This window comes from Kribbella sp. NPDC049227 (genome assembly GCF_043197265.1).
Classification (GTDB): Bacteria; Actinomycetota; Actinomycetes; order Propionibacteriales; family Kribbellaceae; genus Kribbella.
Genome location: NZ_JBICST010000011.1, coordinates 64,183 through 84,239, shown reverse-complemented (window position 1 = coordinate 84,239; position 20,057 = coordinate 64,183). Strand labels below are relative to the sequence as shown.

Below are 20,057 nucleotides of genomic sequence, written 5' to 3'. Positions count from 1 at the left end.
GATGGAGACCCTGGATCCGGCCGCCGCCTACGACCGCGCCGTCGGCCTCGCGACGCGGGGGCGGCGGCAGATCCTGGGGATCACGGGAGCCCCCGCGGCCGGCAAGTCGACGTACGCCGAGCAGCTGACCGCGAAGCTGGTCGGTGACGGGCACAGGGTCGCGCTGGTGCCGATGGACGGCTACCACCTCGCGCAGTCGATCCTGGACGAGCTCGGGCTGGCCGAAGTGAAGGGTGCGCCGCACACCTTCGACGGGTACGGGTTCGTTGCCTTGCTCAAGAGGTTGAAGGAGTCACCGGACGAGCAGATCTGGGCGCCGCGCTTCGACCGCGGGCTGGAGGATTCGATCGCCGCCAGCATCGGAGTCGGACCCGACGTCACCCTGGTCGTGACCGAAGGCAACTATCTGCTCTTCGACCAGCAACCCTGGGCAGCCCTCCGCACACTGCTCGACGAGTGCTGGTATGTCGAGGTGCCCGAACAACTGCGCCACGAACGGCTCGAGGCGCGGCACCGGCGGTACGGCAGGTCCGCCGAGGAAGCGCACGAGCGCACCTTCGGCACCGACGAACGCAACGCGCGACTGATCGCGGCGACCGCGCCGGCGGCCGACGCGGTCATTCACTTGTCCTGACAGACCCGGTCGATGAAGGCAGCCACACCGTCCAGGTAGAGCTGCAGACCGAAATCGAAGTCCTGGTCACTCTCGTCCTCGAAGCTGCCGACCTCGTCGAAGACGCCGGCCTCGACCAACCGGGCGACAGCCGGGTACTGCCGCGGGTCGGCCACCTGCCTGAGGGTGGCGCCGAACTGCTGAAACGCCGCCGGATTCTCGTCGTACCCCGCGGCCAGGTCGAAGGCCATCCGGACCTCGCCCTGCACGTAGGTGATCAGGCCCATCACCACACCGACCTTCGCCTCCTCCGGCAGGCCGGTGTCGTTCAGTACGCCGAGCGCGGCGTCGAACCAGGCGAGGTTGTTCGGGCCGGCCGGCGGACCGGAGATCGGGATCTTCGCGTACCACCGGTGCTTGCGGATGGCGGCCAGCACGTTGTCCGCCCAGAACGTCAGCCCGGTCCGCCAGTCGACCCCCTCGGGCATCGGGTCCGGGCGCTCGATCGCCGCGTCCGACATCAGCACGAGCAGGTCGTCCTTGCTCTTCACATGCCGGTAGAGCGCCATCGTCGAGTTGCCGAGCCGCTCGGCGACACGTGCCATCGAGACCGCACCCAGATCGTTCTCCGCGTCGGCGACCTCGATCGCGGCCCGGACGATGTCGTCGAGGGAGAGCGACGGCTTCGGTCCCCGCCGCGGCGCCTCCCGCAACCGCCACATCAGCGCCACGTCCGGGGGCAACTCGTTCTTCTCCACCGGCTCAGTTTAGGGCTTGCCGAGCGATATAGCGTATCTGCTACGCTATTTAGCGTATTCGATACGCAGTAAGGAGGGGACGATGATCGTCGAGGCAACCGGGCTGCGGAAGTCCTACGGCGCGACCGAGGTGCTCAGCGGGGTCGACCTGCGGGTGCCGGAGGGGTCCGTGCACGCACTGCTCGGGCCGAACGGCGCCGGCAAGACGACCATCGTGCGGATCCTGACCACGCTGACGAGGCCGGACGCCGGCCGAGCGACCATCGGTGGGTACGACGTCCTGCGCGAGCCGGCCCAGGTCCGCGGGGTGATCAGCCTGACCGGGCAGTACGCCGCGGTGGACGAGAACCAGACCGGCCGGGAGAACCTGGTCATGGTCGGCCGGTTGATGCATCTCGGCCGGCCCGCCGCACGTCGGCGTACCGGCGAACTGCTGGAGCGGTTCGGGCTGACCGACGCGATGGACCGGCGGGTGAAGACGTACTCCGGCGGGATGCGGCGGCGGCTCGATCTGGCCATGAGCCTGATCGCGCGGCCGCGGGTGATCTTCCTGGACGAGCCGACCACCGGGCTCGACCCGGCCAGCCGGTCGACGATGTGGGACGTGATCGGTGAACTGGTCCGGGACGGGACCACGATCCTGCTCACCACGCAGTACCTCGAGGAGGCGGACCGGCTGGCCGACCGGATCGTGCTGCTCGACCATGGCCGGATCGTCGCCACCGGCACCGCCGACGAGCTCAAGACCCAGATCGGCGGCGAACGCATCGAGCTCCGCTTCGCCGACGAGGTGCAGTTGCTCAAGGCAACCGGAGTACTGGACGGCGTCGCCGATGATCTCGTGCTGAACATTCCGTCCGACGGTACGGCGGCGCACCTGCACCACGTGCTCGACGTACTGCGCGACAACGGCCTGCAGCCGGAGCGCGTCTCGTCGCACCGGCCGACCCTCGACGACGTCTTCCTCGCCCTCACCGCCTAGGAGTCCGCCATGTCCCATCACGGAGTCGCCGCCGGGTTCTCGGACACGGTGACGATGATCGACCGCAGCGTCCGGCTGTCCCGGCGCAACGTCGAGACGCTGTTCGTCTCGATCCTGCTCCCGCTGCTGATGATGTGCCTGTTCGTGTACGTCTTCGGCGGCGCGATCAGCACCGGCACGGAGTACATCAACTATGTCGTGCCAGGCATCCTCCTGCTCACTACCGGGTACGGCGCCTCGTCGACGGCGATGGTGGTCGCGGACGACATGCACAGCGGGATGATCGACCGCCTGCGCTCGTTGCCGATCCGCAGCTTCGCCGTGCTGACCGGGCACGTCACCGCGAGTGTCGCCCGTAACTCCGTGTCGACGGCGATCGTCGTACTCGCGTCACTGGCGATGGGGTTCCGGCCTTCGGCGAACGCCGGCGAATGGCTGGCCGCGATCGGCTTGCTGCTTCTCTACGTGCTCGCGTTGTCGTGGCTGGCGGCCGGCCTGGGCGTGATCGCCAGGTCGGTGGAGTCGGCCAGCACGTTGAGCTTCTTCATGTTGTTCCTGCCGTACCTGAGCAGTGCGTTCGTCCAGCCGGAGACCATGCCGTCATGGTTGCGGCCGATCAGTGAACACCAGCCGATCACGCCGGTGATCGAGACCGTGCGCAGCTTTCTCATCGGCGCACCACTGGGGAACAACGGCTGGATCGCACTCGCGTGGTGTTGTGGTCTACTCCTGTTCTCGTTCACGTTGGCGACGTCGTTGTACAGGCGCCGGACGAGCCGCTGATCGCAAGTTACATCCCGTTGACCGAAACGTGTTCGAAAGGATTCGGACGTGACCCCTCACTCGGGTTAGTGTCGAGGTCCCCCCCAACGTGTGGTGGTCCCACTCCCCCCGGGACCCACACGGACAAGCGCCCCGGTCATTGACCGGGGCGCTTCGTTTTGTCAGAAGACGAGCAGCGTTCTCAGCAGGAGACCGGCAGCGCGTGCAGGCCGCGCGTGCGGATCGAGTCCCGCCAGCGCAGGTCACTGCGCGGTACGCCGAGGTGCAGACCTGGCACGTGATCCAGCAACGCCTCCAGCGCGATCGCGATCTCCAACCGCGCCAACGGCGCACCGAGGCAGTAGTGGATCCCGTGCCCCAGCGCGAGGTGTCCGCCGACCGCGCGATCGAAGTCGACCCGGTCCGGGTCCGGGAAGCGTTCCGCGTCCCGGTTCGCCGACGAGATCCCGAGCAGGACCGTCTCCCCCGCCGGAATCACCACGCCATCGATCTCCACGTCCTCGATCGGAAACCGCCTGATCGCCAGCGGCGCCGGGCCGTCGTACCGCATCAGCTCCTCGACCGCGGCCGGGAGCTGCGACCGGTCCGACCGCAGCCGCTCCCACAAGGCCGGCGCGTCGAGCAGTGCGACCGTCGCGTTCCCGATCAGGTGGACGACGTTCTCGTACCCGGCGAACAGGATCAGGAAGATCAGCGAGGTCAGCTCGTCGTCGCTGAGCCGATCGTCGTCGTCCCGCGCGGCGATCAGGTCACTGACCAGGTCGTCGCCCGGGACCGCCCGCTTGCCCTCGATCAGTCCGGCGAAGAACCGCAGCATCGCCCCGATCGCGGCCCGCGCCTCGTCCGGTCCCGGCGGCGCGAGCATCGTGTCCGTCCACGCGCGGAAGTCGGTGCGCGCATCCTCGGGTACGCCGAGCAGATCGCAGATCACCGCGATCGGCAGCGGCGCGGCGTACTCCGCCACCAGGTCGGCCTGCCCACGACGTACGACGGGGACCAGCAGTTCGTCCGCCGTACGGCGGATGGGTGCGGCGAGCGACTCGATCCGGCCGGGCGTGAAGGCGCGGGTGACGAGGGAGCGGATCCGGGTGTGGTCCGGCGGGTCCATGTTGAGCAGGTTGGCATCGAGGGCGGGCGGCAGGTTGAGGCCGCGGTAGTTGCCGGGGAGGGCGTTGCGCTTGTCGACGGACAGTCGCGGATCCGCGAGTGCCCGGCGGACGTCGTCGTACCGGGTGACGAGCCAGGAGGGGCTGCCGTCGGGGCCGGCGACACGGTGTACGGGTCCGGTTCGGCGGAGGGCGGAGTAGGCGGCGTACGGATCGCTCGGAGTGATCGTCACCGGCCCAAAAATACCGGCAGAAAAGTTTGTCGAGGTGTGTCGAATCCGGGCCCTCTTCTCCGACGTATCAGTGAGAGCGACCAAAGGAGAGGGTCAGAATGAACATCACCGCCACCACCGACAGCACCGTTCGCACGATGATCGTCACCATGCTGGCCGAGGGCAACCCGGTCTGGTACGTCGCCGGCATGGTCAACATGCGAAGCCACGACGTCTACGTGATCGGCCGCGCGGCCGGCTACCCGGACAAGGCCAAACTGCGCCGAGCCGTGTGGGCCTCGAAGAACCGCACCCGCGTGCCGCAAGCCGCCTGACACCCGCTCAGGTCGCTCCACAAACACCGTCGGCCGCTGCTGTCCCCGGACAGCAGCGGCCGACGTCTGTTCTCACCGGGCGAAGCCGGCGCGCAGGTCCCGGCCGTTCACCACGAAGGCGACCGGCACGATGGCCAGCGCGCAGACGGCCTGCATCGCCGCGAACCACCCCGGGCACAGCCCCGGGATCAGGTCCACCCCGACGATCGCGATCGGCATGACGATCGAGATGATCCGGACGCGGATGTACGCCCACCGCGCTCCGCGGGCGGCTCTGGTGAGGAGCCAGTAGGCCACGACGGACGTCACGAGCACAGCGCAGGACCGGCCCCACAGGAAGCCCGGCACCGCCTGATGTCTGGCCGCGCGGACCACGACCGTGGCGACGACGACCGCGCCGAGCAGGCCGTACACGATGACGAACCGCTTGGCCCGGTTGAATGCTTCGACCTGCTTCTGACTGGTAAGAGTTGGCATGTCCTAGACGCTAGAAACCGCAGGTGGGACCCGGTATGTGGCTGGCCGCACGGTTGGGTGGGGCTAGCCCTACTTCCACTCGGATTGCGCCGATTTCACGCTCTCGGTGGTGCACAGTGGCAGGACCAAGCCGTAGTGAGAAAGAGGTTCTGATGTCGTGGGTTGCGAGTGCCTGCGTAGGGTTCGTCCGGTCGTGCGTCGTCCTGGTCGTCAGCATGCTGGTGCCTGCCGTCTGGGCTGCCGGGGTGGCGGTGGCGGTCTGGTGGCGGAGCCCCTGGACGTGGATCGCGCCGTTCGTCTGGGCCTGCCTCGGCACTCTGCTGCTGCTCCGGCCGGTCGCCGGGATCGTCCGGTCGTTGCTGGCCCGGTGGACGGGCACGGTGATCCCGGACGGGTACCGGGAGCTGGGGGCGGTGACGCAGCTGTCCACCGGCTTCTGGTGGAACGGTCACTCGTACGAGAAGACGCGCCGTGACGCCGAGAAGGACCTGCGGCTGCGCGTGCGGTGGACCGATCCGGCGAACTGGCGTGATCTGAGGTGCTTGGCGATCCTTGCGGTCACCGCCGGCCTGACCGCGGCGGTTCCGCCGGCCGGGATCGTGGCAGCCGTCCTCGGATTCGCCCAGTCGATGCCTGTGCTCGGAGTGGCCGGACTGGTCGTGGCGGTCGCCAGTGCGCCGTACGCCTGGCGTCCGTTCGGGCCGATCGCCGTACGCTTCCTGCGTCCGACCCCGTCGATGGCTCTGGCGAACCGGGTCGACGAGCTGACCGCGCAGCGGGCCGACGCGACGGTTGCCCAGGCCGCTGAGATCCGCCGGATTGAGCGGGACCTGCACGACGGAGCGCAGGCTCGCCTGGTATCGCTCGGACTGTCGCTGGCGACCGCGGAGAAGCTGATGGAGACCGACCCGCGTGCGGCGAAGGCACTGCTGAAGGACGCCCGGGTCGGCGCGGCCACGTCGCTGTCCGAGCTCCGCGAACTGGTCCGCGGCATCAACCCACCGGTGCTGAACGAGCGCGGACTGGTCGACGCCGTACGTGCCCTGGCGATGGACACCCCACTGGAGACGGCCGTCAACGCAGGCGGCGAACTGCGGCTGGATCCGCCGATCGAGTCCGCCGTGTACTTCGGGATCGCCGAGCTGCTGACCAACGCGGTCAAGCACGCGCAGGCGGATCACGCGGAGATCGCGATCTCCCATGACGGCACCGGCATCGTCGTACTGATCGAGGACGACGGCCGTGGCGGTGCCCGGATCGAGGACGCGGGCGGCCTCGCGGGACTGCGCCGGCGGCTCGCGGCGTTCGACGGCACCCTGGAGCTGACCAGTCCGAACGGCGGCCCGACGCGTGCGAGGATGACGGTGCCATGCGAATCCTTGTAGCCGAAGACCTCTACCTGCTGCGGGACGGGATGGTCCGTCTGCTCGAGGCCTACGGGCACGAGGTGGTGGCGACCGCGACGACCGGCCCGGAGACCCTCGATGGACTGCGGAAGTGGCGGCCGGACGTCTCCGTGATCGACGTACGGATGCCACCGACGCAGACGGACGAGGGTCTGAAGGCCGCGCTGGCCGCCCGCCGAGAGGTCCCGGGGCTGCCGGTCCTGATCCTGTCGCAGCATGTCGAGCAGCTCTATGCGCGTGAGCTCCTGACCGACGGCGCCAGCGGTGTCGGGTACCTGCTCAAGGAGAGCGTGTTCGAGGCCGATCAGTTCATCGACGCCCTCGAACGGGTCGCGGCCGGCGGGACGGCCCTGGATCCGGCCGTCGTCGCCAAGCTGCTGTCCAGTGGTACGTCGAGCAAGCGCCTCGACCGGCTCACCGAGCGCGAGCTGTCCGTGCTCGGTCTGATGGCCGAGGGTCTGTCCAACCAGGCGATCTGTCAACGCCTGTTCATCAGCGAGAGCGCCGTCAGCAAGTACACGACGTCACTGTTCGGCAAGCTGGGCCTCGCCGACGACGACACCAGCAACCGCCGTGTGATGGCCGTACTCGCCTACCTCGGACTCGCCGGCTCCTGAGCCCGGATCTTCAGCTGATCCGCGAAGAAGCGTTCGACGGTGGGCAGGATCTTGCGGCCGGAGTGGGCGGCGCCCTCGACCATGTCGAAGGTGATGTCGAGGCCGTGCGACCGGTAGTTCCGCTCCAGGGTGCGCAGGCGCTCGATCCGTGTGGTGCCGGTGAGCTCGGCGCCGTCCATCCAGTTGGACTCGCCCGGGTTCATGATCTCCCAGCTCTCCACGTCCTCGGAGCCGACCACCAGCTGGATCGGCACCCGGCGGAGCGCGTCGAAGTCGATCGGCTGACCGAACTTCTCCTCGAACCCCTTCGTCCCGAGCCACCACGGCAGCGTGTCGTCCAGCTGCGTGATCCGGCCGGGCGCACCGATCGACGCGGCGGCCAGACGCTCCGGGTGCAGGTAGAGGAACCGGTGCGTGAACTGCCCGCCACCGGAGAAGCCGTGCAGGTAGAACCGCTCGGCCGCCACCGGGAACCGGTCCGCCACCTCGTCCACGATCGCCAGCAGCATCCGGTCGAACCGGATCCCCTGGTACTCGATGAACTTGAAGTTGTGCAGGTCGTCGGGGTCGACCAGACCGGCCGGGAAGATCGGCGTCAGCACCACGACGCCCTGCTCTTCGGCGAACTCCTCCAGCTGGTTGCGGTACGTCGCCGCGGACCGAGCGGTCCCGTGCTGGACCACGACGAGCGGCGCGCGGTCGTCGTTGGTGAGCCGCTGCGGCACGTACAGGCAGTAGTGCAGACGCGGGTCCACCTGGGACGCGAAGATCGGGGTCTTGCCACGCTGGTACACGGTCGAGGTGTTCGCCATGGACTTCCTTCGGTGAGTCTACGATGTGTTACAGAACTCAGAATCTTGGATGATTCGTTACAGTCGCTACGGGATCGGATAATACACAGATGGCCGATGAGGTAACAGGGGTTACACGGAATCCGGCGCTGGCCGACCTGCGTCGCCGGATCCGGGACCACTGGGACGAGTTCACACCCGCGTCCCGCGCGGTCTGCCGGTCGCTGTCGGAGATCTCGCCGGAGCGACTGCTCTACCTGTCCGCGCAGGAACTCGGCCAGGCGAGCAAGACCAGCAACGCCACGGTGATCCGCACCCTGCAGTCCCTCGGGTACGCCGGCCTGGCCGAGCTGAAGGACCGGGTGGCGACGCCGTTCCGATCGACGACCCACCGGGAGGAGCGGCTGCGGGACCGGATGGAGGCCACCGGCGGCGATCCCAAGCACGTGTGGGACCGGGTCATCACGGAGTCGATCGAGCGGATCGAGTTCCTGAACCAGCACATGGCGATGGACAAGTACCAGGAAGCGGTCCGGCTGATGCTGGGCGCGCGCGAGTTGGTGATCTACGGGTTCGGCGCGAACTACGTGGCGGCGGAGTACCTGATGCTGAAGCTGCGGCGGTTCGGCCTGCGCAGCCGGTGCATCCGGACAGCCGGGTTCCAGCTCGCCGACGACCTGCTCGGCATCGGGTCGGAGGACGTCGTGATCGTGATCGCGCCGGGCCGGCTCATCATCGACGGCGAGGTCGTGATCGACCGGGCCAGGGCGGTCGGTGCCGGGATCATCCTGCTCAGCGAGGAGCACGTGGCCGAGCGGCTGGCGAACGACGTGACGGTGGCGATCCACGTACCGAACACGGTCACCGGGATCACCGCGGAGATGCTGACGACGATCGTCACCGCGGACGCACTGGCGCAGGCGGTGGCCGCGGCGGACGCCGAGCGCACGCTGGAGACGTCGCACACGCTGGAGTCCCTGCGGCAGCAACTAGGTTTCTGATCGGGGTTGTTGCTTCCTTTGCGACTCTTCGGCGATCTCAGATTGCGACGGCCGGGCCGGTGCGGTCACCGATAGCATCGATCCGGACCCATTCGACCCCGCGGAGGATTACCTGATGATCTTCATCACCGCCAAGTTCCGGGTGAAGCCGGAGCACGCCGAGAACTGGCCTTCGATCACCGCCGACTTCACTGCGGCGACCCGCGCCGAGCCCGGCTGTCTCTGGTTCGACTGGTCCCGCTCACTGGACGACGCGAACGAGTACGTCCTGGTCGAAGCCTTCGCCGACGACGAGGGCGCCACCGCACACGTCACCTCCGACCACTTCAAGGCAGCCCAGCAACACCTCCCGCCCCACCTGGTCGAAACCCCCCGCATCGTCAACTTCAAGCTCCCCCAGTCCGACTGGTCCGAACTCGGCGAACTCGCCGTCAAGTAGCTCAGCCCGCTCCGACGACGCTGGTGTTCTGGGCGGCGGCGATCTCCCAATCGCTGCCGTCCTTGGCCAGGAAGTACACCGGGCTCCCGAGCGCACCCGTCGTATCGCCACGCTCGACGTAGGTCTGGTTCACGTTCACCACAGCGATGTCCGGCCGCACGAACAGCAGATGGTCGGGCTCGTACGTCGCGTAGGAGTCCTTCATCGCGCCGGGGAGCACCTGCTGGGTGAATGCCTCGATCGTGTCGCGCCCGTACAGCCGCTTGCCGTGCCCGGTCACCCACACCGCATCCTTGCGGAACAACGAGATGAACCCGTCGACATCCTCGTTGCCTTGCACCTCCTGCACCTTGGCCACCAGCGCCACGATCGCGTCGACATCAGCCTGACTGGGAACCGCACCCTCGATCCTCATGCGACGATCCTGCAAGCTGAAGCGAGCTTGAGGTCAAGCGAGGCCGGCGTCGCGGGCTTTGACGATGGCCTGGGCTCGGTCGGTCACGCCGAGTTTGGCGAACACGTTCGTGATGTGGTTGCGGACGGTCTTGTCCGAAACGACCAGGTGGCGGGCGATCTCCGTGTTGGATCGGCCGAGCGCGATCTGGGTCAGGATCTCCTCCTCGCGGTCGGTGAGCATCGGGAACGGGCCCGCCCGGGTCGTACGACGCTCCGCGGTGAGACGCCCCAGCACCAGGCCGGCGACGTCTGCACCGAACACGGCCTCCCCCACGGCCACGGCACGCACGGCCTTCAGGATGCGATCTCCAGACGCGCCCTTGACCAGATAGCCGCGAGCGCCCGCGTGCAGAGCAGCGAGCACCGACTCCTCGTCGTCGAGCATGGTCAACACCAGTACGGCGACCTCCGGCGCGTCGTCGGTGAGCCGCCGGGTGGCGGCGATCCCACCGGAGCCAGTCATGTGCAGGTCCATCAGAACCACGTCGGGCTTGAGTTCGGACACCAGTGCGACGGCACTGTCGCCGTCGCCTGCCTCGGCCACAACCTCAACGTCGGACTCCTCGGACAGCACACCGACCAGACCCCGGCGGAACACCGGATGGTCGTCGGCGACCAGGACGCGGATCACGGTCGGCTCACCGTTGTGGTTGGGAAAGATGCGGCGACCTCCGTGCCCAGGCCGGGCCGGAAGGTCACCGTGCAGACACCGCCCAGTTCCTCGGCCCGCTCCCGCATCGAGGTAAGGCCGGTGCCAACTCCCCGGGCAGGCTCACCACTTCCGTCGTCCGCGACGCGCAGGTCCAGCCGGGTGCCGTCGTACCGCAACTGCACCTCGCACCCGGTCGCCTGCGCGTGCCGGAGTGTGTTCGTCATCGCCTCCGTCGCGATCCGGTACGCCGCTACCTCCAGGGCTGATGACAGCTCGCCTGATCCGTCCAGTTCGTCGACGGTGACGACCAAACGTCCGCCGGAGCGCATGGTGAGCAGGTCTGCCTGGTGACGCAGGGCGCTGACCAGGCCCGCGTCCAAGGCCGGTGGTCTCAGGTCCGCGACGATGCGCCGTACCTCGTCGACGCAGTCGGTGACATCACCGCGGAGCTCGCGCAGCAGCGCGGACGCCTCTGCGCGGTCGCGGACGACGACTCGATCGGCGGTCTCCAGGCCGAGGGAGATACCAGCCAGCGCCGGCCCCAGACCGTCGTGCAGGTCTCGCCGGATCCGTCGGCGTTCCTCCTCCCGCGATGTGACGACACGTTCCCGCGACCTGCGGAGTTCGCGGCTTGCGCGTACGCCGTGCGCCGCGACGCCCGCCTGCCTGGCGAACGCCTCGAGCAGACGGCGGTCGGACGCGGCCAGTTCCTGCTCGCCCCGGCGGAGGCCGACGACGAGCAGTCCGACCTCCTCGCCGACGTGGTTGAGCGCGAAGGAGGCGACATGGTCCGGCCGGGTGCCGGAGGTGAAGGCCGGGCTGTCCTCGCCGGCCAGGCGCACTTCGGCGTACGGGAGGTTGAGCGCTGTGCGGACCCCTTCGACCGTGGCCGGCAGCACGGCATCGGTGTCCAGCGCTGCACTCAGCCGATCGCCCAGAGTGGTCAGTGCCGACATCGGATCGCGGCGGTCGCCGTACATCAACCGATCGACGACAGCCTGCACCCGTCGGCGGGCACCAGCCAGCAGCATGGCGGCGACGGCAGCGATCACCGCGGGCACGAGACCGGCGTCGGACTTCGAACCGAGGAGGGCTGCCACAGCGAGGTAGACGCCGAGCGCGACCGCTGTGAGCGCGACATAGACGACAGTCCGGGACAGCACGAGCTCGATGTCGAACAACCCGTTGCGCACGATGCCGACGGTCAGGCACGCGACGGCAGCAACGTTCAGGATGAAGTGGACGTACTGCGGCGCCGGGATGAACGACGCAGGTCCGGCGAAAGCGACAGCGGCCACGAACCAGGACGACTGCCGGCGTTCCCTGGCATCCGCGTGACGCATCCGCACGACGATGGCCACCACAGCGGCCACACCGACCAGGAGCACGACAGCGAAGCCGACCGCGACGAGGGCGATATTCACGGAATCAGCTACCGGCAGATCCAGGGCGTTGCTGACGTCGGGGAAGCCTGCGTCGTCGACTGCCGCCTGAGTGGTCCCGAACGCGAGCACTGCCAGACAACCGGCCACCAGCGCGGCCCGGGCCGGCCAGCGCCATCGCGGCGACGGTAGGTGGCCGTCCGGATACAGCAGCGGTACGGCGGCAAGTGTCGCCAGGAAGGGCGGGAGCCACAGTACGGCGGCCAGCCACGCAGCCAGGCCCCCGAGTGGCAGTGATGTCGCGATCGTCGCGTACTCAGAACAGACCGAGCCGACCAGGCCGCAGATGGCTGCCGCGCCGAGAACCCAACCGAGGCGGTTGCCCGGCTGGAACCGCAGTACCAGAGCGCCGACGACGCCGAACGCAAGACCGGCCAGCCACTGGTTCGCACGGTTCCCGTCGAGCAGCTCGGCGGGCGCCGTGACGGTGGTCAGTGCGAGCGCCAGCGCGGTGATCGCGAGCGCGCCGGTGGCCCCGGCGACAACCACCGGGGCCAGAGGCCACTGCCGAATGCTCATCTCAAGCTCAGTGTGCGCGCACCCAGCGGCGTTTGTGCGGCGTGCGCACATATCCGGTGAGGATCGCCCAGGCCAGCACCAGCCCGCCGGCGAGAGCCGCTACGTGACCCGCGACGCCCATCGACAAGCCGATGTCCAGGACCACGAAGCTCACTCCGAACACCACCACGAGCCGCGGCACGTACGGCGACCGCCACAGCGCGATGTTGATCAAGGCGGTGCCGAACAGGGCTCCACCGAGGAACATCACCAGCAGAACCGCACCGGGGATCCCGGGCGAGCTGATGTCCAGGATGGCTGCCGCCGCGTCCTGATGCCCGGCTCTCGCGGTCCACAGCGCTGCCAGCTCGGCGCCTTGGATCGCTGCCAGGCCGGTCATCGCAGCCGTGAGGCACACTGCCGCGGCGGTTGCGATCTTGCGTGAGTGCCGGCGCGCGATGGTCACCATCACCAGCACCTGCCCGAGCAGGAACGCGACGGCGAGCAGGCCGGCGGCTTTCGACAACGCGATCCGGTCGGGGTGGGCCAGCCACCAGGCGATCCGGCTCGCGTTGTCCTCGGTGGCTGCGGGTTCGAGCAGGAACTCCGCGACCTGCAGAGCGGCACCCACGGTGACCAGCAGTGCCGCGGCCCAACGGACCCGTCCGGTGAACACCGGCGACGGCCGGTCTTCCGTCCGGGTGTCTTCGACGATGACGGTCATGATGATGTGCTCCCTGTGGTCGACTGACTGTCGATCACGAGCGTCTGCCAGGACCTGCCCCAACCACACGGGACTCAGGTCCCAACTCTGCTCTGGGACCTCGCAAATATCGTTCGCACGGCGGGCCGGCCCTCACATACCGTGCACTGGTTGGCGAAGCGGAGAGGCGTGACCATGGCACCGAGGAACGTGACCCGGGATCAGCTGGCGGGTGCGGCGCAGGCCGCGCTGGGTGGCGGGCGTCGGCTGGAGGTGGCCGAGCGCCTCACCGGCGGCACCACGAAGGGCGTGTACCGGCTGACGATGGACGACGCGACGACCGCGATCGCCTACCTGTGGGACGAGGCCGAGAACTACTGGCCGGAGACCGACTGGGACGGCGACCTCGCCAATCCCTTCTCCCCCGGCGTCGGGCTCGACCTGTACGAGACAGTGCACGCGCGGCTGGACGAGCTGGGACTCCGGGTCCCCGTCCTGTATCTGAGCGACCGCGACCGCACGCACTACCCGGCCGACATCGCCGTCGTCGAGGACTTCCCCGGCGAGAACCTGATGGAGCGGTTCGCTCGCGACCCTCGTGCCGTGAAGCCGACCATGGACCGATTCCGCGAGGCCCTGGAGGCGATGCGGAGCTACCGCGCACCGACGTACGGCAAGATCGCGCACATCGACCGGGGCGGAACGCCACGAGGATCGTCGTGCGAGGGAGTCGTCCTCGAGTTCGCGCTGCGCTGCGTCGCACAGGCGGCCGCGCGTGATACGAGGGCGGCCAACGCCCGCGACCGCTTGGAGGAACGGCTCCGCGAGCTCGCCGCGGCAGTGCAGCCCCGCGCCGAGTACTCCGTGGTCCACGGCGAACTGGGGCTCGACCACGTGCTGGTGGACCGCGACGGAAACCCTGTCCTGATCGACGTCGAGGAGATGCTGTACTTCGACGTCGAATGGGAGCACGCGTTCATGCTCAACCGTCTCGGCGACGACTATCCGCAGGTGGCGGTCCCCGACCTGGACGAGGACCGCCTCGCGCTCTACACGCTCGCCGAGCACATCTCGCTGACGGCGGGCCCGCTACGCCTGCTCGACGGGGACTACCCCAACCGCGCCTTCATGCAACGGATCATCGAGTACAACCTTGGCCAAGCCCTGCTGCTGTCCTCGGCCGGCTGACTACGAGCCGTACAGGGTGTTGAAGTTGTCGCGCAGGACCAGGTCGGCCAGCTCACCGTCGCCGGCGGCCTCGCGTAGGCGAGCGACCTCGCCGACGTAGTCGCCCCACGGCTCGTCGCTGGCGAACAGCACCCGGTCCTGGCCGATCCCGCGCCGCTCGATCTCGCGGACCAGCCAACGCGGCGCGAAGCCGATCGCCCAGCTGGTGTCGGTGTAGACCTGCTTGCCGGCCTCGATCCAGTTGAAGAACCGCTCGTTGATCAACTTGATGTGCCCGCTCATGCCGCCGCCGAAGTGCACGAGGTGGATCTTGACGTCATCTCCGTAGCGGTCGACCAGCTTGCCGATCTGGTCGATGTCGGACGCCGCACCGGGCGAGGTGTGGACGTGTACGACGAGGCCGCGCTCACGTGCGGTGCCGAAGATCTGCTCGAGCTGCGGAGCGCACTCCGGATCCTCGACAGCCCCGCCCAGCAGGAAGCTGGTCTTCAGTGCGACCACGCCCGGCTCCCCGGCCAGGGCGAGCGCCGCGGCGGTGAGCTCGGCGTCCTGCGGCCGCGGCGAGACCCACAACCCGCAGCGGATGCGATCGTCCTTGGCCGCCGCCTCGATCACCAGGGGATTGAACCCGAAGGACACCGATGCGTCGGGCACCCCGTAGTTGGGCAACACGAGCGCCCGCTCGGCGCCCTCCCGATCGAGGTCCTCGATCAGCTCGGCGACCGTAGCCCGAGCCAGGATGTCCGGATTGGCCGGCGGCCCGCCGTAGAACGGGAACGCAGGCATGATGCCCAGGTGGCGATGCGCGTCATTCGTCAGCTTCTCGGTCATCCTCAGACGGTAACCGCAGAAGATTTCCTATGCAATAGCAATCTCTACTATCCGACACAACCGGCCGGCTGCACCTATAGGCTGAAGGCGACCGAGCGCAGGATCAGCGCCGCGACGAAGACCACGGTGAACGCGAGGTCGATCGCCAGACCGCCGGCTCGCAACGGCGGCAGCCTGCGCCGTACCGGCGCGATCACCGGCTCCGTCCAGGCGTGTGTCACCGAACGCACCCGGCCGGCCCGCTGTCCGCCGCTCGCCAGCACACCCGTCCAGTCCAGCACCATCCGGACGATCAACAGCAGAATGAACGCCGTCAGCGCGTACCCGACCAGGTCTCCGATGATGCTCATGACCAATCTCCTCCGTGAGGGCCGCACCGGCCATCTCACCAGTATCAACGTCGCCGGCCACGTCGAAGTGTCCTCGCGCCCATCTTCTTAGCCGACTATCAGACAAAGAAGGCCCGGACCTGATGGTCCGGGCCTTCTTCGCCAGCGGAGGCCATGCTCGGCCCGTTGCTTACTGCTGGGGTTCTGATGGTGCGTTGCGAGGCATCAGGGCAACGATCGGGAGGCTGAGGACCGTAATGGCCAGAACGACGATGAGAGTGACCTGCATCGCGTGGGCCAGTCCGGAGGTTGCGGCGTGGAAGAAGACCGACGTGACCGCGGCCGAGCCGATCGCTGATGCGAGTTGCTGGATCGAGCTGAGCGAGCCGCTGGCGCTGCCGGCTTCGTCAGGCCTCGCGTCGCCGAGAGCGATGTTGGGGATCGCGGTGAAGGTGAGGCCGGTGCCGATGCCAACAACGACGAACGCCGGGGCCAGCGCCCAGATGCTGACGTTCGTGCCGAAGTGGTCGACGAGGGCGAGGACCCAGCCGGAACCGACGAGGGCTACGGCGAGGCCGATGACGACGAGCCTGCGACCGAGCTTGGTGACCAGGCCGCCCATGGCGGCGAACGCGGCGGCGATGAGCCCCACGGTGAGCGGCACCAGGCCGAGCGCGGCGTCCCGCGGGCTGGCGTGCAGCCCCTCCTGCAGGAACAGCGACAGTACGAAGATCAGGCCGGTGCCGGCGGCGAAGGCGGCCAGGCCCACGAGCATTGCGGAAGTGAAACCCCGGTTCTTCAGCAGCGAGGGCATGATGAGCGGGTGGGCTGCGGTGCGCTGACGGTAGGCGAACGCCGCGAAGAACAGGACGCCGACGGTGATCGAGGTGACGGGGACGACGCTCCAGCCGTTGGTCGAGCCCTCGATCAGGCCGTACAGCAGCCCGATCATCGCGACCGCAAGGAGGCCGGAGCCCCAACCGTCGACGACGGTGGAACGGTCGCCGTCGTCACGCGGCAGGATCTTGGCGGCCATGACCAGCCCGATGCCGCCGAGGACGAGGTTGATGAGGAAGATCGGGCGCCAGGACAGACCGAACAGGTCGGCGCTGATGATGAATCCGGCCAGGACCGGGCCGCCGACACTGGACAGACCGAGAACCGGGCCGAACAGCCCGAACGCCTTGGCGAGCATGTCGCGGCTGAACGCCTTCGTCATGATCGCCATGCCTTGCGGGATAAGTAAGGCCCCGAACGCTCCCTGGGCGATCCGGGCGGCGATGAGCAGGGCCGGGTCAGGTGAGAACCCGGCGACTGCCGAAGCCAGGGTGAACCCGCCCATGCCGATCAGGAACAGCCTGCGTTGGCCGAACTTGTCACCCAGCCGTCCGCCGACCAGGAGCAGGACACCCATGGCGAGCATGTACGCCGGTCCCAACCACTTGATCAGACTCACACCGCCGTGGAGCTCGTCGGCGATGGTGGGGGCCGCGATGTTCGTGACGGTCGCATCGATGACATCGAGGGCGTCGGCAAGCAGAACCAGTCCCAGGATCGTCCACAGCCGGCGACTCGAGCGGTGGGTGACGACTGTGCGCGGCTCCGTCAAGGTAGTCATGAGGAACGTCCTTCCCTACGCAGGGGCGCCCCTCCTGGGCGGCCTCTCACCCCCACTACGAACGGCCCAGACCAGATCCGACACCGCTAGATATTCGTAGCGATCTTTCCGGCGCGCGTGTCGTCGGCCGCCCGTGGTGTCGGAGCGCGGTCCTCAGCCGCATGCGACAGCCAGACACGTCGCGGCCAACAGCCCACCAAGAAGGCGCGTGTCTACGGCCGCCGCAACCCGGTGCCGCCGAATCCTGCGCTGTTGCTCGGCCGGCGCCCGTCGCTCACTGGAACGGCCGTACCTCGATCTTCCGATCGCAGACCTTCGACGCCTCGGCGGCGAGCTTGAGCACCACATCCAGATCGGGGGCCTCCCACACCCAGATCCCGGCGAGGTACTCCTTCGACTCCACGAAAGGCCCGTCGCTGAACACCGCCTGCTCGCCCCGGTTGTCGATGACCGTGGCCTCGTCGGTGTCCGCGAGTCCGCCCGAGAAGACCCAGTAGCCCTCGGCGATCAGCCGTTCGTTGAACACGCTGATGGCAGGCCGCCTGTCCGTGCTGCCGGGATTGCTCTTGTCGTCGATCACAGAAACCAGGTAACGCATCTCAAGATCATCTCCTGTGGTGTCAAGACAGCGTGGTTCGGCAGTCAGGGACTTCAGCCCGTTGCACCCCAGTCTCGCGCCCTGTCCGAGGCCGCCTCACCCCTGCCACGAACACCACCACCCCGATCCGACACCCCTCCCGGATCCCTACGGAGATTTCCGGCGCTCCAGGATCGATCCGACCGCATGTGGGTGCTCGCAGCAACCACCGCCATGCGACGTTCCAAGCTCGCCGAAGTGCGGACGGTCCGGCCAACTCGTGAAGAACAAACCCGCAGGTCAGGCCCACACGAAGCAAGAGGCCCGGACCTAATGGTCCGGGCCTCTCCTTTGGTAGCGGGGGCAGGATTTGAACCTGCGACCTCTGGGTTATGAGCCCAGCGAGCTACCGAGCTGCTCCACCCCGCGTCGTTGTGTCTTTAGTTTAGGGGATCGAGGCTGAGCATCCAAATCGGCTCCCGGTGTGGCTCCTGGCGGCCGAAAATCCGTGTCAGTGGCGGGTGCTGCGGCGTACCGTCCGGGTATGTCCCGACACCTCATCCGCCCGTTCCGGGAGGCGGACCTGCCCGCGGCCGCCGGACTGCTCGCGGAGCGGCACAAGGAGCATCGCAAGCGTCACCCTCTGCTGCCTGCGGAGTACGAGAGCGAGCGGCTCGCGCTGGTCGAGGTGACTGCGCTGTGGGAGAGCGAGAGCGCGTCCGGCGCCGTCATGCTCGAGGATGGCGAGCTGACCGGCTACCTGCTGGGCGCACCCAAGCCGTCCACGACGTGGGGCCCGAACATCTGGGTCGAGGCAGCCGGCCACGCCGTACGTGAGCCCGAACACATCCGCGATCTGTACGCGGCCGCGGCCACGAAGTGGGTGGACGACGGCCGCATCGCCCAGTACGCGCTGGTGCCGGACGATCCGGAGCTGCTGGATGCGTGGTTCCGGCTGGCGTTCGGCTCTCAGCACGCGCATGCGATCCGTCCGGCGCCGACGACTCCGCTACCGCAGTACCGGGGCCTCACCGTACGGCGTGCTGTTCGCGACGACATCGCCGTACTCGCGCAACTGGATCTGGTGCTGCCGCAGCATCAGGGACTCTCGCCGGTGTTCTCCGCCGGGGAGATGCCCACGATGCAGGAGGCGCTGGACGATTGGGAGGAGTCGATCGACGATCCGGACTACGCGACCTTCGTGGCCGAGTACGACGGGCGCGTGATCGGCTCGTCGATCGGATGTTCCCTGGACAAGTCGAGTTCGCACAGCGGGTTGGCCCGGCCGGACAACGCCGGCTTCCTCGGGTTCGCCGCCGTACTGCCCGAGGCCCGCGGTCACGGCGCCGGCCGGGCGCTGGGTGAGGCCGTCCTGCAGTGGTCGGCCGACACCGGGTACACGTCGGTGGTGACCGACTGGCGGGTCACGAATCTGCTGTCGTCACGGGCCTGGCCGAAGCTCGGGTTCGAGCAGACGTTCCATCGGCTGCACCGGCTGATCGGGTACTGACCTCGCGTTGTCCACAGGTTCGAAATCGCGCGTCGGGGAGAGCCGCGATCGCTGCATCTTCTTGGGCAGGAACGCCTTGCAGCAAGCGAGGCGTCGAGGTCCAGGAGGTAGTCATGTCGTGTTCGTCCCGTCGTTCCCGATTCGTGCCGTCGACCCGTCGTATCGTGATCGGGAGCGCCGCGGTCCTCGCCTCATTCGGCGCCTGGACCACCACGGCGACGGCGAGCAACGTCGAGCCGCGCCCGGGGTATTGCGTGACTCCCCCATCGACCGAGCAGAAGGCGGACATCTTGGACGGCTTCGTGATCGAGAACCTCCCCGCCGGTCTTGGGACGCCGAGCGACTTCGAGTACGAGTGGGAGGACGTGAGGTTCCACAGCCGGGTCTGGGAGACCGGCCCGGATCCCGAGGGTGCGTACCGGGTCGACCTGACCGCGAAGACGCTGCGCGGTGACAAGCTCACCGACCTCGAGGCCCTGAAGACCTTCCTGATCGAATACGAGGAGAAGGATCCGGACGGCTGGGAGCTCCGCGCGGTCAAGGTCGGCGAGTACGACGGTCTGGCCGCTGGGGACGAGGTGTTCTACTTCGTCTCGCCGGGTGTCGCGGCCGAGGTGTCGATCGACCACGAGCGCTTCACCGACGACGACCTCTTCAACACCGCCACCGGCTTCCACCCGGAGACCACGACCTGAGTCAGTAGCCTCGGGCAACGAAACGGGGCGGCGACCCC

General features: G+C 68.1%; 23 protein-coding genes and 1 tRNA gene. 11 read left to right on the top strand and 13 right to left on the bottom strand.

The features are described 5' to 3' along the window. The first annotated feature begins 1 nt into the window (after position 1). Positions 2-634 carry a nucleoside/nucleotide kinase family protein gene (locus ACGFH6_RS41340; protein ID WP_393396188.1) on the top strand — a complete coding sequence of 211 codons (633 nt, stop codon included), beginning with the start codon at positions 2-4 and terminating at the stop codon, positions 632-634. Here the strand turns inward: ACGFH6_RS41340 and ACGFH6_RS41335 are convergent. Further along, positions 622-1,371 carry a TetR/AcrR family transcriptional regulator gene (locus ACGFH6_RS41335; protein ID WP_393396186.1) on the bottom strand — a complete coding sequence of 250 codons (750 nt, stop codon included), beginning with the start codon at positions 1,369-1,371 and terminating at the stop codon, positions 622-624. The two genes, ACGFH6_RS41340 and ACGFH6_RS41335, sit on opposite strands and share 13 nt — an antisense overlap. Positions 1,372-1,453: 82 nt before the next feature. Between ACGFH6_RS41335 and ACGFH6_RS41330 the strand changes: the two genes are divergently transcribed. Beyond that, positions 1,454-2,353 carry an ATP-binding cassette domain-containing protein gene (locus ACGFH6_RS41330; RefSeq protein ID WP_393396183.1) on the top strand — a complete coding sequence of 300 codons (900 nt, stop codon included), beginning with the start codon at positions 1,454-1,456 and terminating at the stop codon, positions 2,351-2,353. Positions 2,354-2,362: 9 nt separating this feature from the next. Next, positions 2,363-3,136, top strand: coding sequence for an ABC transporter permease (locus ACGFH6_RS41325; RefSeq protein WP_393396181.1), 774 nt, complete (start codon positions 2,363-2,365; stop codon positions 3,134-3,136). Between the two features lie 181 nt (positions 3,137-3,317). Here ACGFH6_RS41325 and ACGFH6_RS41320 read toward each other — a convergent pair whose 3' ends face one another. Continuing rightward, the gene (locus tag ACGFH6_RS41320) at positions 3,318-4,475 is read right to left on the bottom strand and encodes a cytochrome P450 (RefSeq protein WP_393396179.1); all 1,158 of its coding nucleotides are present in this window, start codon (positions 4,473-4,475) and stop codon (positions 3,318-3,320) included. Between the two features lie 98 nt (positions 4,476-4,573). Between ACGFH6_RS41320 and ACGFH6_RS41315 the strand changes: the two genes are divergently transcribed. Next, a complete protein-coding gene (locus tag ACGFH6_RS41315) occupies positions 4,574-4,789 on the top strand; it encodes a hypothetical protein (protein WP_393396177.1) in 216 nt (71 codons plus the stop codon). 72 nt (positions 4,790-4,861) lie between these two features. On the opposite strand, the gene ACGFH6_RS41310 is transcribed toward ACGFH6_RS41315, so the two are convergent. Next, positions 4,862-5,266 carry a hypothetical protein gene (locus ACGFH6_RS41310; RefSeq protein ID WP_393396175.1) on the bottom strand — a complete coding sequence of 135 codons (405 nt, stop codon included), beginning with the start codon at positions 5,264-5,266 and terminating at the stop codon, positions 4,862-4,864. Positions 5,267-5,418: 152 nt separating this feature from the next. Between ACGFH6_RS41310 and ACGFH6_RS41305 the strand changes: the two genes are divergently transcribed. Both ACGFH6_RS41305 and ACGFH6_RS41300 read left to right on the top strand, forming a co-directional pair. After that, on the top strand, positions 5,419-6,651 hold the full coding sequence (locus tag ACGFH6_RS41305) for a histidine kinase (protein WP_393396173.1): 1,233 nt from the start codon (positions 5,419-5,421) through the stop codon (positions 6,649-6,651). Next, positions 6,636-7,289 carry a response regulator gene (locus ACGFH6_RS41300; RefSeq protein ID WP_393396171.1) on the top strand — a complete coding sequence of 218 codons (654 nt, stop codon included), beginning with the start codon at positions 6,636-6,638 and terminating at the stop codon, positions 7,287-7,289. Before ACGFH6_RS41305 ends, ACGFH6_RS41300 begins: the two co-directional genes overlap by 16 nt. Here ACGFH6_RS41300 and ACGFH6_RS41295 read toward each other — a convergent pair. Next, positions 7,265-8,101 carry an alpha/beta hydrolase gene (locus tag ACGFH6_RS41295; protein ID WP_393396169.1) on the bottom strand — a complete coding sequence of 279 codons (837 nt, stop codon included), beginning with the start codon at positions 8,099-8,101 and terminating at the stop codon, positions 7,265-7,267. The genes ACGFH6_RS41300 and ACGFH6_RS41295 overlap by 25 nt on opposite strands. Before the next feature lie 89 nt (positions 8,102-8,190). Here ACGFH6_RS41295 and ACGFH6_RS41290 point away from each other — a divergent pair, with 89 nt between their 5' ends. Further along, complete coding sequence (locus ACGFH6_RS41290) at positions 8,191-9,081, top strand: MurR/RpiR family transcriptional regulator (protein WP_393396167.1); 891 nt, start codon at positions 8,191-8,193, stop codon at positions 9,079-9,081. Between the two features lie 115 nt (positions 9,082-9,196). Continuing rightward, positions 9,197-9,520 (top strand): putative quinol monooxygenase, encoded by a 324-nt coding sequence (locus ACGFH6_RS41285; RefSeq protein ID WP_393396165.1) that lies wholly within the window; start codon positions 9,197-9,199, stop codon positions 9,518-9,520. Between the two features lies 1 nt (position 9,521). Here ACGFH6_RS41285 and ACGFH6_RS41280 read toward each other — a convergent pair whose 3' ends face one another. Genes ACGFH6_RS41280 through ACGFH6_RS41265 form a run of 4 tightly spaced genes read right to left on the bottom strand, consistent with a single transcriptional unit; the run spans position 9,522 to position 13,292 of the window. Further along, positions 9,522-9,935 carry an SgcJ/EcaC family oxidoreductase gene (locus ACGFH6_RS41280; protein ID WP_393396163.1) on the bottom strand — a complete coding sequence of 138 codons (414 nt, stop codon included), beginning with the start codon at positions 9,933-9,935 and terminating at the stop codon, positions 9,522-9,524. A 33-nt stretch (positions 9,936-9,968) separates the two neighbouring features. Next, complete coding sequence (locus ACGFH6_RS41275; protein ID WP_393396161.1) at positions 9,969-10,607, bottom strand: response regulator; 639 nt, start codon at positions 10,605-10,607, stop codon at positions 9,969-9,971. Next, positions 10,604-12,589 (bottom strand): histidine kinase, encoded by a 1,986-nt coding sequence (locus tag ACGFH6_RS41270; RefSeq protein ID WP_393396159.1) that lies wholly within the window; start codon positions 12,587-12,589, stop codon positions 10,604-10,606. The genes ACGFH6_RS41275 and ACGFH6_RS41270 overlap by 4 nt, the downstream gene beginning before the upstream one ends. 7 nt (positions 12,590-12,596) lie before the next feature. Next, complete coding sequence (locus ACGFH6_RS41265) at positions 12,597-13,292, bottom strand: hypothetical protein (protein WP_393396157.1); 696 nt, start codon at positions 13,290-13,292, stop codon at positions 12,597-12,599. A gap of 174 nt (positions 13,293-13,466) precedes the next feature. Here ACGFH6_RS41265 and ACGFH6_RS41260 point away from each other — a divergent pair, with 174 nt between their 5' ends. Continuing rightward, complete coding sequence (locus ACGFH6_RS41260) at positions 13,467-14,459, top strand: phosphotransferase (protein WP_393396155.1); 993 nt, start codon at positions 13,467-13,469, stop codon at positions 14,457-14,459. On the opposite strand, the gene ACGFH6_RS41255 is transcribed toward ACGFH6_RS41260, so the two are convergent. The 5 genes from ACGFH6_RS41255 to ACGFH6_RS41235 form a co-directional block, all read right to left on the bottom strand. Beyond that, complete coding sequence (locus tag ACGFH6_RS41255) at positions 14,460-15,290, bottom strand: amidohydrolase family protein (RefSeq protein WP_393396153.1); 831 nt, start codon at positions 15,288-15,290, stop codon at positions 14,460-14,462. Positions 15,291-15,364: 74 nt separating this feature from the next. Continuing rightward, positions 15,365-15,640 (bottom strand): YggT family protein, encoded by a 276-nt coding sequence (locus tag ACGFH6_RS41250; protein ID WP_393396150.1) that lies wholly within the window; start codon positions 15,638-15,640, stop codon positions 15,365-15,367. Between the two features lie 169 nt (positions 15,641-15,809). Further along, a complete protein-coding gene (locus ACGFH6_RS41245; protein WP_393396147.1) occupies positions 15,810-17,237 on the bottom strand; it encodes an MFS transporter in 1,428 nt (475 codons plus the stop codon). A gap of 274 nt (positions 17,238-17,511) precedes the next feature. Next, complete coding sequence (locus ACGFH6_RS41240) at positions 17,512-17,835, bottom strand: YciI family protein (RefSeq protein WP_393396144.1); 324 nt, start codon at positions 17,833-17,835, stop codon at positions 17,512-17,514. 331 nt (positions 17,836-18,166) lie between these two features. Then, positions 18,167-18,243, bottom strand: a tRNA-Met gene (locus ACGFH6_RS41235). A 115-nt stretch (positions 18,244-18,358) separates the two neighbouring features. On the opposite strand from ACGFH6_RS41235, the gene ACGFH6_RS41230 reads away from it, so the two are divergent. Together ACGFH6_RS41230 and ACGFH6_RS41225 are read left to right on the top strand one after the other, a co-directional pair. Continuing rightward, positions 18,359-19,324, top strand: coding sequence for a GNAT family N-acetyltransferase (locus tag ACGFH6_RS41230; RefSeq protein ID WP_393396141.1), 966 nt, complete (start codon positions 18,359-18,361; stop codon positions 19,322-19,324). Positions 19,325-19,437: 113 nt separating this feature from the next. Further along, positions 19,438-20,019 (top strand): hypothetical protein, encoded by a 582-nt coding sequence (locus ACGFH6_RS41225; protein WP_393396138.1) that lies wholly within the window; start codon positions 19,438-19,440, stop codon positions 20,017-20,019. The last annotated feature ends 38 nt before the right edge of the window (positions 20,020-20,057 follow it).